13 protein-coding genes are annotated in these 14,765 nt (G+C 33.2%); 3 read left to right on the top strand and 10 right to left on the bottom strand.

Annotated features, from left to right (window positions below; genetic code table 11):
• Positions 1 to 7 precede the first annotated feature (7 nt).
• From BUA82_RS09790 to BUA82_RS09760, 7 genes are all read right to left on the bottom strand, one after another.
• Entirely contained in the window at positions 8 to 766 is a 759-nt protein-coding gene (locus BUA82_RS09790) for a DeoR/GlpR family DNA-binding transcription regulator (protein ID WP_073007079.1), read from the bottom strand.
• A 264-nt stretch (positions 767 to 1,030) separates the two neighbouring features.
• Positions 1,031 to 2,116, bottom strand: coding sequence for an amidase (locus BUA82_RS09785; RefSeq protein WP_073007077.1), 1,086 nt, complete (start codon positions 2,114 to 2,116; stop codon positions 1,031 to 1,033).
• Between the two features lie 252 nt (positions 2,117 to 2,368).
• Positions 2,369 to 3,718: a phosphoglucosamine mutase gene (gene glmM / locus BUA82_RS09780; RefSeq protein WP_073007075.1), complete on the bottom strand. Its 1,350-nt coding sequence runs from the start codon at positions 3,716 to 3,718 to the stop codon at positions 2,369 to 2,371.
• 165 nt (positions 3,719 to 3,883) lie between these two features.
• The gene (locus BUA82_RS09775; protein ID WP_073007072.1) at positions 3,884 to 4,996 is read right to left on the bottom strand and encodes a M20 metallopeptidase family protein; all 1,113 of its coding nucleotides are present in this window, start codon (positions 4,994 to 4,996) and stop codon (positions 3,884 to 3,886) included.
• A 96-nt stretch (positions 4,997 to 5,092) separates the two neighbouring features.
• Complete coding sequence (locus tag BUA82_RS09770; RefSeq protein WP_073007070.1) at positions 5,093 to 6,508, bottom strand: YfcC family protein; 1,416 nt, start codon at positions 6,506 to 6,508, stop codon at positions 5,093 to 5,095.
• 342 nt (positions 6,509 to 6,850) lie between these two features.
• The gene (locus BUA82_RS09765; RefSeq protein WP_073007069.1) at positions 6,851 to 7,651 is read right to left on the bottom strand and encodes a polymer-forming cytoskeletal protein; all 801 of its coding nucleotides are present in this window, start codon (positions 7,649 to 7,651) and stop codon (positions 6,851 to 6,853) included.
• An 11-nt stretch (positions 7,652 to 7,662) separates the two neighbouring features.
• The gene (locus tag BUA82_RS09760) at positions 7,663 to 8,289 is read right to left on the bottom strand and encodes a DUF4004 family protein (RefSeq protein ID WP_073007068.1); all 627 of its coding nucleotides are present in this window, start codon (positions 8,287 to 8,289) and stop codon (positions 7,663 to 7,665) included.
• 131 nt (positions 8,290 to 8,420) lie between these two features.
• Here BUA82_RS09760 and BUA82_RS09755 point away from each other — a divergent pair, with 131 nt between their 5' ends.
• The 3 genes from BUA82_RS09755 (at position 8,421) to BUA82_RS09745 (ending at position 11,649) form a co-directional block, all read left to right on the top strand.
• Positions 8,421 to 9,209: an amino acid ABC transporter substrate-binding protein gene (locus BUA82_RS09755; protein WP_073007067.1), complete on the top strand. Its 789-nt coding sequence runs from the start codon at positions 8,421 to 8,423 to the stop codon at positions 9,207 to 9,209.
• A 139-nt stretch (positions 9,210 to 9,348) separates the two neighbouring features.
• A complete protein-coding gene (locus tag BUA82_RS09750) occupies positions 9,349 to 9,990 on the top strand; it encodes an amino acid ABC transporter permease (protein WP_073007066.1) in 642 nt (213 codons plus the stop codon).
• A 183-nt stretch (positions 9,991 to 10,173) separates the two neighbouring features.
• On the top strand, positions 10,174 to 11,649 hold the full coding sequence (locus BUA82_RS09745) for an alkaline phosphatase family protein (RefSeq protein ID WP_073007065.1): 1,476 nt from the start codon (positions 10,174 to 10,176) through the stop codon (positions 11,647 to 11,649).
• 14 nt (positions 11,650 to 11,663) lie between these two features.
• On the opposite strand, the gene BUA82_RS09740 is transcribed toward BUA82_RS09745, so the two are convergent.
• The 3 genes from BUA82_RS09740 to BUA82_RS09730 form a co-directional block, all read right to left on the bottom strand.
• On the bottom strand, positions 11,664 to 12,596 hold the full coding sequence (locus BUA82_RS09740; protein ID WP_073007064.1) for a DMT family transporter: 933 nt from the start codon (positions 12,594 to 12,596) through the stop codon (positions 11,664 to 11,666).
• A 58-nt stretch (positions 12,597 to 12,654) separates the two neighbouring features.
• Positions 12,655 to 13,488, bottom strand: coding sequence for an AIM24 family protein (locus BUA82_RS09735; RefSeq protein WP_073007063.1), 834 nt, complete (start codon positions 13,486 to 13,488; stop codon positions 12,655 to 12,657).
• A gap of 146 nt (positions 13,489 to 13,634) precedes the next feature.
• Complete coding sequence (locus tag BUA82_RS09730; RefSeq protein ID WP_073007062.1) at positions 13,635 to 14,759, bottom strand: sodium/glutamate symporter; 1,125 nt, start codon at positions 14,757 to 14,759, stop codon at positions 13,635 to 13,637.
• Between the last annotated feature and the right edge of the window lie 6 nt (positions 14,760 to 14,765).

Here is a 14,765-nt window from a genome sequence, read left to right as displayed (position 1 = left end):
CTTTAGGTTATTTTGTAATTATGTCTACTCCAATTTCTTCAAAGGATTTTATTATAGTTTTATCTATGTCTTCACTGGTAATAATTGAAGTTACAGCCTTTACAGGGCATATTACCGCAAAGCTTACATTGGTAAATTTGCTGCTATCCGCTACTACAATTACTTTTCTTGCGCAATTTATCATAGCTTTTTTTGTTTGAGCTTCTACCATATTAGGGGTGGTTATACCCTCTTCTATGGAAATTCCGTTAGTTCCTATAAAAGCCTTATCCACTCTAAAGTTTCTGAAGGTATTTTCCGCTATATGTCCTACCATGGCTCTGGTGCTTACCCTTAAACTTCCTCCAGCTACTATGGTTTCTACACCTTCTTTTAATGATAGCTCCGCTGCAATATCTATGGAGTTTGTAATTACCGTTAACGACTTTGCTTTTATCCTTTTTGCAATTTCTAAAGTGGTAGTACCTGAATCAAGAATTATAGTATCTCCATCTTCTATCATGGTGGCAGCTATTTCAGCTATATGAACTTTATCAGCTTCTCTTTCATTTTTCTTGTCTATAAAGTTAGGCTCAAAATTAGTTCTATTTACCCCCACTGCTCCTCCGTGGGTTCTCATAAGCAAATTTCTTTCTTCCATCTCCTGAAGGTCTCTTCTTATAGTAGACTCGGAAACATTAAATATTTCAGAAAGTTCGTTTACCCTGATACTGCTTTTATCTTTTAACAATTTTGCAATATTATTTTGTCTTTCTTCTGCAAACATATCTATCACACTCACTTAGTATTTTGTTATTTTGTGTATATACTTCTATTTTATTATCGCCAAAGGATTTTTATGCTCGTTTATGCTTTATTATGATTATTTACTATGGTTAATTATATTTTATGCTCATTTGAAAACCTTGTCAACATACTTCGAGCATACTTAATCAAAATATTTCATATATGAGCATAATAAATTGCTAATATAAAAGCTGTGATTGGAAGTACTTATGTAACTTTCAATCACAGCATAATCAAGTAAATACTATTTATTTATATCCCAATTAAATTCTTCCACGTACTTGCACTTATCTATGTAGTATCTTACAAACGCCTCTGGAAGCTTAATTATTTCCTCTAAGGCTTTAGCTAGCTTCACTGCTTTTCTGGCAGAATCTAATCCACTAGGAGCACATATTACGAAACCTGAGGCAAGCTCCTCTGAAGGTATGGTTATGGCAGTTAATCCAGCAATGTTTGCAGACTTAACTAGGAATTTTCCACTGTTTTCACTAATGAGCTTTCCTGCCTCTCCTTTGAACATCCTAGGTATTGTTTCTCCATTACCAAACACATCTATTGGGCCTTCATAGGTAAGTATAAGGTCTGCTTTTTCTTCTTCAAAAGCCTTTTTAATTATGTCCATAGAAGTATTTCTATTATCCATTCCCTGTATATTAATTTCTTTAAAATCAAAGCTTTTTTGTGATAATTTTGAGTAATACTTCATAAGCTTTTCATGCATATCCTCTTGTAAAGGTAACTGAGCATCTCCTTTCTTTGGAATAACAACAGTTATAACTTTCTTTTCATCACTTTCAAGAGTATCATCTAACAATTCTTCCATAACCTTAAGCATTATGTGCAATCTATTGGCTATCACACCTATGCTAGGCACCAAACTTAAATTATCTGTGGATTTTCCACTGCCCGTGGTTAGAAGTCCTAAACCTGCCCCTATCATAGAAGGGAGATTACAAGATAATGCTGGAGCTAAAACAGAACCGCCTCCATCAGTTCCTATGGCAAAGTCATTTATTCCTTTTAGTATATTTACTGGCCCTCCACTGCTAGAGCCTGTCATAGGTCTATATGTCAATGGGTTCAATATATCAGTATCTATACTTCTGCCCATATCTGCCATTTTATCTACGGTTAAAAAGAGATATTTTTCACTATTCCTTAGCTTATTAAATATCTCCTGTGGTATAGAGTTAGTATTTTTTACTCCAAAGGTATAAACTCCCTTGCATTTTTCCTTAGCTTCTTCCATAACTTCTTCGTTTACTCTTATTACTGCTCTACCCATTTCCCTATAAGCCATGGATATTTTTTGCTGTAAAGTTAACATCTAATTTCACCTCTTAATTATTAAAAATTGTGCATAATTGTTATGTCTTACTTATTAAATATTATATCGTTATCACTAATTATATACTTTCTATTAAATATTGCATATTCAAATTACATATTCACTATATATAATAAAAAAACAGAGAAAGATAGTAAGTTTCTATCTATTCTCTGTATGTTTTATGTTTTCTCGTCTTTATTTTTATTATATTCTATAGCTAAGTTTTTATATTCTCTAGCTAAGCGTATCCTATGCTTGTGCTTTCGCTTCTATCATTTTTGCAAGATTATGAGCAAGGTTATCAATCTCTTGCTGGTTTTCTCCTTCTAGCATAACCCTAACTAGAGGCTCTGTACCTGAAGGTCTTATAAGTACTCTTCCTGCTCCATGAAGCAGTTCTTCAATTCTTTTTATTTCTCCTGCTATTTCACTATCAGTAATATGAATATCTTTATGGCTATTTGGAACTTTTGCATTAACAAGTACCTGTGGAAGTTCTTTCATGCAGGAAGCCAGTTCTGAAAGTGCTTTCCCTTTTCTTTTTACTATGGAGGATACTTGTAAAGCTGTTACTAATCCATCTCCAGTGGTATTAAAGTCTAAGAAAATAACGTGACCGGATTGCTCTCCACCTAGCTTGTAGCCACTTTTAAGCATTTCTTCCAGTACGTATCTATCTCCGACCTTGGTCTTAACCCTGTTTATCTTCTCTTTTTCAGCTGCTATGTCTAATCCCAAATTACTCATTACTGTGACAACTAATGTATCATTTTTAAGTCTACCTATCTCTTTTAAATGCTTGGCGCATATTAAAAGTATAAAGTCTCCATTAATAAGATTTCCTTTTTCATCCACTGCAAGACATCTATCTGCATCTCCATCAAAAGCAAAACCTAAGTCACATTTTTTTCTTACCACATAATCCATAAGTTCTTCTGGGTGAGTGGAACCACAGTTTTCATTAATATTAACCCCATCTGGATTATCATTAATAACAACCACCTCTGCTCCCAATTCTCTAAATGCTTCCACAGCCACCTTATAACTGGCACCATTGGCACAGTCTAAAGCAACCTTTAATCCTTTAAGATCTGCTGCTATAGTAGACTTTGCAAATTCCTTGTAATCATCCTCTGCAGAATACTCTGCTCTCTTTCTTCCAAGATCAGCACCCACAGGGCTAGGAACCCCTTCAAAGTCGCTTTCTATTACTCTTTGGATTTCATCTTCTAATTCATCTGAAAGCTTTAATCCTTTATTGTCAAAAAATTTAATTCCGTTAAATTCCACTGGGTTATGAGAAGCAGAAATAACTACTCCCGCATCAGCTCCGTACTCTTTAACTAGATGTGCTATAGCTGGTGTGGGTATTACTCCTAAAGTTACAGCTTCAGCTCCTACTGAAAGTATTCCTGATACCAAGGCTGATTCCAGCATATCTCCTGAAATTCTTGTATCCTTACCCACCAATATTTTTGGCTTATGCGTTCCTTCAGTTAATACATATGCTCCTGCTCTACCTAGTGAGTAAGCAAGTTCTGCAGTTAATTCAGTATTAGCAATACCTCTTACCCCATCGGTTCCAAATATTCTTCCCATGATTATTACCTCTCTTAACTTCAAGATTTAATTAAAATATACAAAACAATTATATTATAATTTCTTATATTGCACAACGTGAAACAATTCCAATTAATGTTATCGCCCCTGGGGTGCTTCCTTTTTACTGGAAGCACCCCAGGGGCGATAACATTAATTACCATTTTATTTTTGTGATAATATAAAATTGGTTACTGTATAGATTCCGTAGAATAAAGCTTCTTCATCTGCGTCAAAATGAGGTGAGTGAAGAGGATGCATTCCCTTTTCTCCACTAGCAATACCAAGTCTAAAGTGTACCGAAGGTACTTCTTCAGCAAAGAAGGCAAAATCTTCCCCAGCAAAGGTCTTTGTTATAGGAAGTACGTTTTCTTCTCCTAATATATTTTTAGTTTCCGCTACAAATTTTTCTGATAGTTTATAATCACTGATTAAAGGTGGATATTCAAAGAAATAATCTATCTGTGCTTCACAACTATATTTTTCAGCGCAAAGCTTAGAAGTTTCCTTTATCATTTCAGCAAGCTTGTATCTTAAAGCATTATCAAAGGTTCTCACCGTTCCCTTTAAAACCACCTTGTCTGTAATAACGTTGCTGGCAGTTCCTCCGCTTATAGCTGCAAAGGTTATTATGTGGGAATTTAATGGATCTATTTCATTTCTTGACTTAATATTAACGCTTTGAATTATATCTATGGCTGGAAGTATGGGGTTTTTGCAGTGCTGTGGCATGGCAGCGTGTCCACCAATTCCTTTAACAGTTATATGAAAGTCATCCACGGAACCCATGGAAGGACCACCTTCAGCTTCTATTTTTCCTACAGGAAGCTCAGGCCATACATGATATCCTATTATTGACTTTACTTCAGGATTCTTAAGAGCATCTTCCTTTATCATAGGAAGCGCTCCTCCATCTGCCTCTTCAGCAGGTTGAAATAAGAACTTTACACATTTATCATATCCAAGTTCCTTTAGCACCATAGCTGAACCTAAGGCTACGGACATATGATAATCATGTCCACAAGCATGGCTTACACCATTTACAGGGAGAGCGTCCATATCTGCTCTTACTGCTATACATTCCTCACTTTCATTGATTATGCCTATAACGCCTGTGTCTGCGCATTTGAAATTCTTTATTTCTAATTTATCTAAAGTGTCCATTATTATCTTCTGAGTTTTAAATTCCTCATGAGCAACTTCTGCATTTTCATGAAGAGTTCTTCTTATTTGTTTTATATCTTCCAGTTTACTTTGTATTATTTCTTTTAATTCCATATTTCAAAGTCCTGAATATCCTCAGAACCTCTTCACTTCCTTTCTTTGCTATGGTGCCAGTCGCTTGTCACACCTGCCTGGCACCCTCTTCATTTATTAATTCAGTAATGCTGGGAATAGTATAGCTGGTGTAATCATAATAAGCTGAAGTACGAATAATGCTATTACCACTCTAATTACCCATTTCATCCATTGATCATAAGGTATTTTAGCTAGCCCTAAGGTTGCCATTAAGGTACCTGATGTTGGGAATATAAGATCTGTAAAGCCATTACCAAATTGATATATCAGTATGGTAGTTTCTCTGTTTATACCTACAAGTTCACCTAAGGGGTACATAATAGGTATGGTTAAAGCAGCTTGTCCAGTTCCTGAACCTACGAAAAAGTTAATGATAGATTGCACCACTAACATAGCATATCCGGACAATAAATTAGGAAGTGGTTCAATAACTTTAGCTAAGCTATATAAAATTGTGTCCATTATTTTAGCTTCATTACATAATATAACGATGGCATTGGCAAGCCCTACCACCAAGGCTGCTCCAATAAGATCTTTAGCACCATTAGTAAAACTTTCTACTATGTCATTAACTTTCATTTTTCCTAAGAAGCCTGATATAATTCCCATTGCTAAAAATACCGCTGCTATTTCATTTATATACCATTCATATTTTAAAACTCCAAATATTATAAGGGCAAATCCCCCTAGTAGAGTAAATAAAATAATCTTATGTCTTAAAGTAAATTCAATATTTACCTCATTATTACCTAAAAGATTTAACTCTTCTTTTCTTTTTAAATCATGCTCATAAAGTATGCTGCTTTCAGGGTTCTTTTTAACTTTATTAGCATAATGCATAAGATAGAATATAGTGCAGAGGGTAAAAACAACCCATACTATAGTTCTATAAGTAATTCCAGCCCTTATGGGTGTTTCCGCTATTCCTTTAGCAATACCTACTGTAAAGGGATTTAACATAGCTGCTGAAAATCCCACTGTAGCTCCCACAAAGGACATAGCCATACCCGTTATAGAATCATATCCTAAGGCTAATGCAAGGGGTACGAATATAGCAGCAAAAGGTATAGTCTCCTCTGCCATGCCTATAACAGCCCCACCTACAGAAAATAATGTTACCACTATAGGGATTAAAAGTATCTCTTTGCCTTTTAATGCTTTTACCACCCTCATTATGCCGGCATTTATAGCATTAGTGCTTTGAATTATGGCAAAAGCTCCTCCTACAATAAGAATAAATCCTGCCACATCTGCTTTAGAGGCAAAACCTTTTAAGGGAGCCATAAAAAGCTGTCCAACATTTCTTGGAGAACTTTCCACATATTTAAAAGAATCAGCTACTACCACTGTTTTACCCTGGGCATTTTTAACTCTCTCATACTCCCCACCTGGAATAAGCCAAGTGGAAACAGCTACAATAATAAGTATAGTAAAAATAATAGCAAAGGTATGAGGTACCTGAAACTTCTTCTTTACATTATCTTTTGTCATTTCACATCACCCTTCTAATAAAAACTGAATTTATTATTGCATAATTATTAGTGAATATCAACAAACAAATTTATAAAATTATGAAAATATTATATAAAAATGACTATTATAGTTAACTTTTTATATTTAATTCAATTTATTCGTTATAAATTGTAAACAATAGGTATAATTATTCATGCAATTTTAATAATAAAAAGCATTTTTTACAATTATATATAAGTGCAAAAAATGCTTTTTCAATTTATTAACTTTTATATTGACTCTTAATTTATACTATATTGTTACTAACTTACTATACAAGATTCATATACCAATTAAAATTCTGCATCCTTACCTATCTTATTACTTGTCACCTACTTGGCACCTATTCTTTACATTACTTTTCTCATCTACCTGGATACTTTCTTTATATTCTACATTATCGATATCACAGCCAAAACCTATGGTAACTCTAGAGCCTCTTACAAACTTAGCCTTGGTATTTTCTAAATAAATTTCATCTCCTTCTATCACCTCTGCAATTAAAATACCATCAGGGTCAAATATAGCTCCAAATATATTCTGTAGAATTCCTCTTTTGGAATATCCTTTTCTTACACTAATAGCTTCTCCACCAATCTCCTTGGCTTCACATCTTCCTATGAGACTAATTAATATATTGTCTGCACTTAAAAGTGAGGATATCCTAAAAGAACCTTCTGAATCAAAGTTTTCAACTTCGCAGCTTTCTGAAGATAATTCTCCTCTAAGCTTTAAAGTGCCACCTTCAATCTTTTTATTAACCCTAAAACTACCTGATATAGCTAAATTCTCTGCCTTTACACCTTCCTCTATAGCTGTGTCTCCAGATACTGCCATGGAATTTGCCTCTACTTTCCCTTTAAAGTTTCCGCTTCCACTCACCTTAATTTCATCACTACTAACATTACCATTAATTTTTCCTGAACCACTAAATTTTATATTTAAAGCTTCTACATTTCCATCTACCTTGCCTGATCCGCTAATTATCATTTCCCTGCAATTAATATCGCCCTTTATACTACCGGAGCCACTAATTTTTATTGAATTATAATTTCCACCTCCTGCGGAACCTGAACCAGAAATCTTTAAATCTCCTCTATCTGCAAAGTTATTTGAATCCATAAATTATCCTCCTATTCATTAATTTTAATTTTTAATTCTTCTATCATATCTGGAATATCAATGTTTAAAACTATTTTAGCTTCCTGCTCAGGATAAAACTCACAAGGTAAAACCCCAAATAAGCATGTTCCTATTCCATATTTTCTCAAGTAAAGTATTTTAAATAACTTTTCATTATTAGCTTCATGAAGGATATTATAGTTTGTAATTATCCTTGAAGCCTCTTCTACGCTTATTTTGCCAGTTTTCAAAATAATATTAAATATAAACACTTTAAGCATAGCCGAAAAATCGTACATTTCTATTTTTTCAAATAAGCTTTCATAAATATCTAGAACAGTGTCCGTAACAATGTTTTTCTCCAGTAATTTATCTCTATGTAATCTGAGAGCAGTAGGTTTTAAGGAAAACTGTTCTGCAAGCTCATCTAAGGATAAATTATCCTTTAAGTCTTTTATCTTTTGAATTCTTTCCAAAATTTTTTCTCGTGGAAAGTAGGTTTCTTGACCAGTAAAACTAGCTTTTTTAATAAACCATTCTTCAGGTATAATGTTTTTCCTCTTCCATCTATATAATTGACCATAAGAAATATCAGTCTCTATTAGTAAATCTTTTTTTGAAATTAATTCTTCTTCCATTTTCATCCTCCTTTAAAAACAATATAACATAACATTGTTGCATTGTAAAGTTTTTATTTTATTTTACTGCTTTACAACTTTAAAATGATAAAGTATAATAATTTTAGCTTAATGAAAAGGGGATTTTGAAAATGAAAATAAATGTATTGAAAAAAATAGCCATAACATTATTAGTAACTAGCTCTTTGGGTCTTGCAGCATGTGGGACAAGCAACAAAGTTAGTAACTCAAATTCAGATAAAATATTAGTAGGACTAGACGATTCTTTTCCTCCTATGGGTTTTAGAAGCAATTCTAATGAACTTCAAGGTTTCGATATAGACATGGCAAAAGAAATAGAGAAAAAAATAAATAAAAAGTTTGATTTTATGCCTTATAACTGGGATGGTATAATACCAGGACTTCAAAGCAAAAAATTTGATGTGGTTATATCAGCCATGAGTGTTACAGAAGAAAGGCAAAAGCAAATAAACTTTACTGTGCCTTATATTATGGAAAAGCAAGTAATAGTAATAAAAGGAGATAGTAAAATTAACTCTCCAGAAGATTTAAAGGGTAAAGTAGTAGGAGTTCAGCTTGGCAGCACTAGCGAACATGCTATGGAACCAATAAAAAATACCTTTAAGGAAGTAAAAGAATATAAAAATAATATGGATGCTATTAATGACCTGGGCATAGGAAGAATAGATGCTGTAGTTATAGACGAGCTAGTGGCAAGATATTATTTAAAGGAACAAGGAAGTAAGTTTAAAGTAGCAGAAAAAGAATTAAGTAAAGAACCAGTAGCTATTGGTATTAGGAAAGATGATTCAGCCATGAAAGAACAATTAGATAAAGCTATACAAGAACTTAAACAAGATGGAACCTTAGCAAAAATATCAGAAAAGTGGTTTGGTGAAGATATAACTAATAATAAGTAAGAGGTAATAGGTAATAAGTAAGAAGTAAAAAGTAAAGGGCTTTTAGATATGATGCTTTGCGCAAGGCATTGTTTTTAGAATGAATTGATAATATTTGGTGATTATGATTAAACATTTAATTACTACAGGAGGATTTCCCATGGACATAAATTTTTTAAATCAATATATACCTATTTTGGCACATGGAGCATTTAAAACCGTTGAGCTCACTTTTATTTCTATAATATTTGGAATAATATTGGCCTTTATAGTGGTTATGATGAAGCTAAGTAATATAAAAATAATTAAGATTATAGGTACCTTTTACACTTGGTTTTTTAGGGGCACCCCTCTTTTAATACTATTATTCATATTATATTTTGGCCTTCCACAAATAGATATCAGGCTTTCCTCTTACTCTGCAGCTATTTTAGGCCTTAGCATAAACATTTCAGCCTATGTAGCTGAAGCCATACGAGGTGCTATATTATCCGTAGACAAATGTCAGTGGGAAGCTGCTGAAACCGAAGGTTTAAATTACTTTCAAACCCTTTGGTATATAATAATTCCTCAATGTGTAAACCGAATGATTCCGGCTGTGAGTAATGAATTTATAGCTCTTATAAAAGATACCGCATTAGTTTCTACCATAGCTATGACTGATCTTATGAGTACGTCACAAAAGATGGCCAATGTTTCCTTTAGACCTTTAGAGATATTTTTCATAGCTGCAATTTTTTATCTAATGATGACTACCTTTTTCACTACCACATTAAAATATATTGAAAAAGTTACTTCTTAAGCTGCCTGTGGCGGCTTTTTTTGTTAATAAATTATTATAAAGCAAACTCTTTATGTACATACAGTAAATTAAAAATTAAATATCTCTCCCTCATATTTATTTTAATTTAGTGGCAATATATACTTATAATAATTAATTTGTTGTAACTTAAGGCTAAAGCATAATAAAAAGGTGGTGTATTTTATGAAGAAGAAGTATTTATTTACTTTTATAATTACTGCTTCAACTTTTATTGCTTCTTCACTTTTACCCTTAAATTACGGTATTAAAGCTAAAGCCAGTGAAAATACTCAAGAAACTTCTCTAGATAAATTTGATCTAAACAAAGACGGTTTAATAAGTATCGGTGATTTAAGTTTAGGATATAGCAATAAAATTTTAAGTAATAAATCTATAAAAGAACTAACAAAAAAACTAGGATTCTTTCCTTATAAGCGTACTCTAATCATAGGCATTGATGGGGCTGGCAATGCATTTTACGAAAAAGCTCCTTATTACGGGAGTTCAACTTTAGATAATGTTCGTCACACACCCTTTATTAATGAATTCTTTAAAGAAGGAGCAGTAACCCATAATTCTATGGTGGATATGCCCTCCAACTCAGCACCAGGGTGGGTAGCCGCATTACATGGTTATAGCTATTACGAAGCCAGTAATCCTTACAGAATCACCAATGATATTGCTGAAAGCACGCCTTATCCACTAGATAGTCCCTATCCTTCTGTTTTTAAAGTGGTCAAGGAGAATTTTCCTCAAAGGAAGGCTGCTTCCTTTAGTAATTGGGAAGGAATTAATAAAGGTATAATAGAAAGCAATATAGGGGTAGAATTTTCTGGTGGTTCAGATAAAGAGGTTACTGAAAATCTAGTAAATTATATTAAAACCGGTAAAGCAAAGGAATCTTCCATGCTTTATGTTCATTTAAACGATGTAGATTATGCCGGTCATACTAAAGGATGGTTTAAAGATGAGTTTTATAAAGCTTTAAGCGAAAAAGATGATAATGTAAAAGACATTATTCAAGCTATGAAAGATGAAAAACTCTTAGAGGACACTTTAATAATACTTACTACAGACCATGGTGGAAGAGACACGGGTCATGGTAATGGACATCCTGAGACCTTAACTACTTTTATCTCTTTTTATGGTCCTACCATAGCTCCTAATAAAATCCTAGATGGAGGAAAGCAAAAAGATATTCCGCCAATAATTGCAAAAGCTATGAACTTCCAGCCTTCAGATAGCTGGACAGGTAAAGTCTTTGATGAAAGCATGTTCCTTTCTCAAAAAGATTTATCAAAATACAACAAGCAAAAAACCACTTTAAAGCTGCTTAATACGGATACTTCCGCTTCCTTGGTGTTAGATCATAATGAAAATAAATTAACAGCCTTAGATGTAACACTTTTGTATGATTCTTCTAAGATAAGCATACAAAATATTCAGTTATCCAAGGATGTTAAAGTCATCACCGACTCCAATGAATATGGTACTTTAAAATTAACTATACTAAGTAATAACATTAAAAATGACGTCCCTTTCCTAAAAATAAATTATAGTTCCTTAGATATAAAGCCCATAAGCACAGGAAACCTTATCATTGACAAAGCCATAGGTGGAGACAGTCAAGGAAATGAGATACTCCTAAATATTCAATAAAAAAGAAACTGGGTCTATTGCCCAGTTTCATCTTTTTTTCTATTTACTACTACAATTCCTGCAGAAACCAATATTAACGCAGCTAAAAGCATAATAGTAAGGCTTTCTCCTGGAATAAATATTGCAGAAAGTAACGCTCCTGATACGGGGATAATAAATCTAAACATACTTATTTCCCCTGCTTTATTATATTTTAACAGGGTATACCAAATAGCAAAGGATACCGCTGATAAAAATGCTGAATATATAAGAAGCCCAGTTGCTTTTGGAGTGAAGTTAAGTCCTTCTCCTGTAAGTCTTCCCATGCTAATAGCCAGCATAAGAATTGATCCAAAAAACATCTGATAAGAAGTAATTACAAAGGGATGCAGTTCTTTACAGAGTTTCTTCACATATATAGCACTTACAGAACCAATAAGGGAGGATATTATTAGCAAGCCTTCACCCCAAAAAGAAAACTCGCTATTAAAGCCCTGTCCCCAATTTGTAAGTATTATCCCAGTAAATCCAAGGACGATACCTAAGGTTTTATTCCTATCTATCTTATCATCATTATATACAAAGTGGGCTATAATAATGGTGAAAAATGTTTCTAAAGCTCCTATTATAGAAGACTTCATGCCAGTGGTATTTGCTATACCATTATAAAATAGTATATATAATAATCCCGTTTGAAAAATTCCCAGCATAAATAGTTTAAATATATTCTTACTACCTATATTTAAACTATTCTTAAAAACTAAACTGGTAAATAAAAATAAAAGCAGGGATGCAAGAAAAAATCTTATACCTCCTAATGCAATTCTTCCTAAGACATCTCCTGCTCCTAGATTAAGTTCAACATAACTTATTTTAAGAACTGGAAAAGCACTTCCCCAAAGTACACAGCTTATTAGGCTCAATATAAATCGAAAAGGCTCCCTAGTAAATAATTCATCTCTGTCCAAATATAATACCTCCAATGGCAGCCATATGAGTTATTACTTATTCATATGTGATAATATTTTAAACTTTTGTATTAGAACTTCCTTTATTGCTGGTTAATGCTCCTACTCCCCAAGTGGAAAGCTTATTGTATACATCCTTAGTGGGCATTAGCCAAACCTCTCCTGTACCTCTATAAACATTAACCAAACCTTCTCCTGAAGTAGCAGATCCAATAATAGATTTAGCAGCTTTCTCTACTGTAAATTCAATGTTGCCTGTCCTTAAAACTGCAAAGTTCCCATCTACCTTTAGGGTATCGTTGATAAGTATACATTTAAATATTTCAGTTTCAGGCACTGGAAGTTCTAATACCACTATACCACTACCGGAAACCTTTGTCTGGAAAAATCCTTCATTACCTAAAAAAGCTGAAGATATATTTTTTTGACTAGCCGCCCCAACTTTTACTCCTTCTTCACAAGCGAAGAAAAATCCATCATCTACTATAACTTCATCATCCTCTAATTCTATCAGTGCATAATGACCGAAGGAAGGTTCTAAAAAAATTTCCCCTGATCCGCTATATAGTGGTTTAAATGCACTTTCTCCCGTGGTCTTACCGCTTATTAGTTTTTTACCTAGTCCAATAAGTCCCCCCATTTTACTATCCATTTCTATATTTCCTTTTAAATAGCTTAAAGCCCCAGCTTGAAGCCTAACGGAGCTATCTTGTAGAAGAATCCTCACTTGTCTTAGGTTCATTCCTGTTTCTCTCATGTAAAATAAATCTCTTGCAGTACTTACATCTGAAGCTCCTTGCAAATTATCAAATTCCAGCACCTGAAAGGTAGAGTCTCCAACCATTTCAGATATCATGGTAAGGCTATTGGTTATCTTCAAATTTGTTCTCAAATTTACACCTCATTTTATAATTATTTATAATAACATTTTACTCTATAATCTAACCTCTCTAAAAGACTTAAAATAAAAAAGGCTATCTTAAAGGAAATATTCTTATATCAACACTAAAATATCCCTTTAAGATAGCTTTAAAACTTTTATAGAAATAATGGAATTAAGTACATATTTATTACAGTTATCATCCAAGCTCCTACAGGAGGTACTACAAATAGTACCATAGGAATAGCACCTTCATTTTCAGAAAAACATTGTATGTTGGACATAGTGCTAGCTGGCATTCCTATACTAAAGCCTATGAGCCCTGAAGCAACATAAGATGCCAAAGCATTTTTCTTAAATATTTTATAAACCACAAAATATGCTACCAGCATAAGCCATGCCATTTGTATAATAAGTAGAATGACATTATACATACTTATTTTAGATATTATCCTAATGTCAAACATAGAAAATACAGTAATGAGAAGCATAGATAAACCGTAGTTTCCAATGAGGTTTACTGAAGGTAATTTTACCTCATATATTTTTGATACATCAAATATAGTTCTTAGAATCAGTCCTACTAGGAATCCTCCACCTGCAGGATTAATAAACTTTCCAAATCCTAACTTTCCAGGTATTAAAGCTATAGAAATTCCTAAAACAAATATTAAAAGTATCTTTAAAAATTCCATAGGATTTAATTCTGCTGGCGGTATCTTTACATTGGTGCTTAAATCTGTATTTTTCTTAAATAAGCTAAAGAGTATTCCTCCAGCTAGGGTAGCTATGTATAAGGCAAGTACTGAAAAAGCTGTAAGTTGTGGTACTAGAGCTTTTCCTTTAGCCATAAACTCAGGAATGGTACTTAAAACAGTATGATCTCCCATAAGTCCTAAGGAACCTGTAATCACTATTTCTGCTGCGGTCTTTCCAAAGATTTTTCCTATAAGTAAGCTTACACCATTTTGCAGGAAAGCGGTAATTATAGCAATCCCCAGGAAAATCATCTGCCACTTAAATCCTTTTTTAAAAAAGTCTATGTTCACTCTAAGACCGATAGAAAGAAAAAATCCTGCCACGAAAATTGGAAGAGCTGAAAAATCTAAAGTTAGAACGCTGTAGTTGTTAATCATGGAAAGGATTACAGCTAACAATAACCCTCCAATTAAAGGTGCTGGCACATAATATCTCTTTAATATACTTACTTTTTTTTGAATGAAATATCCTATAAGCAAGAATGCCATGAGTATACATAGGGTTTCTATTACATTAAGCTTCATGATGCC

It is taken from the genome of Clostridium amylolyticum (assembly GCF_900142075.1).
GTDB lineage: Bacteria > Bacillota > Clostridia > Clostridiales > Clostridiaceae > Clostridium_AA > Clostridium_AA amylolyticum.
This window is presented reverse-complemented; position numbering and strand designations above follow the sequence as displayed.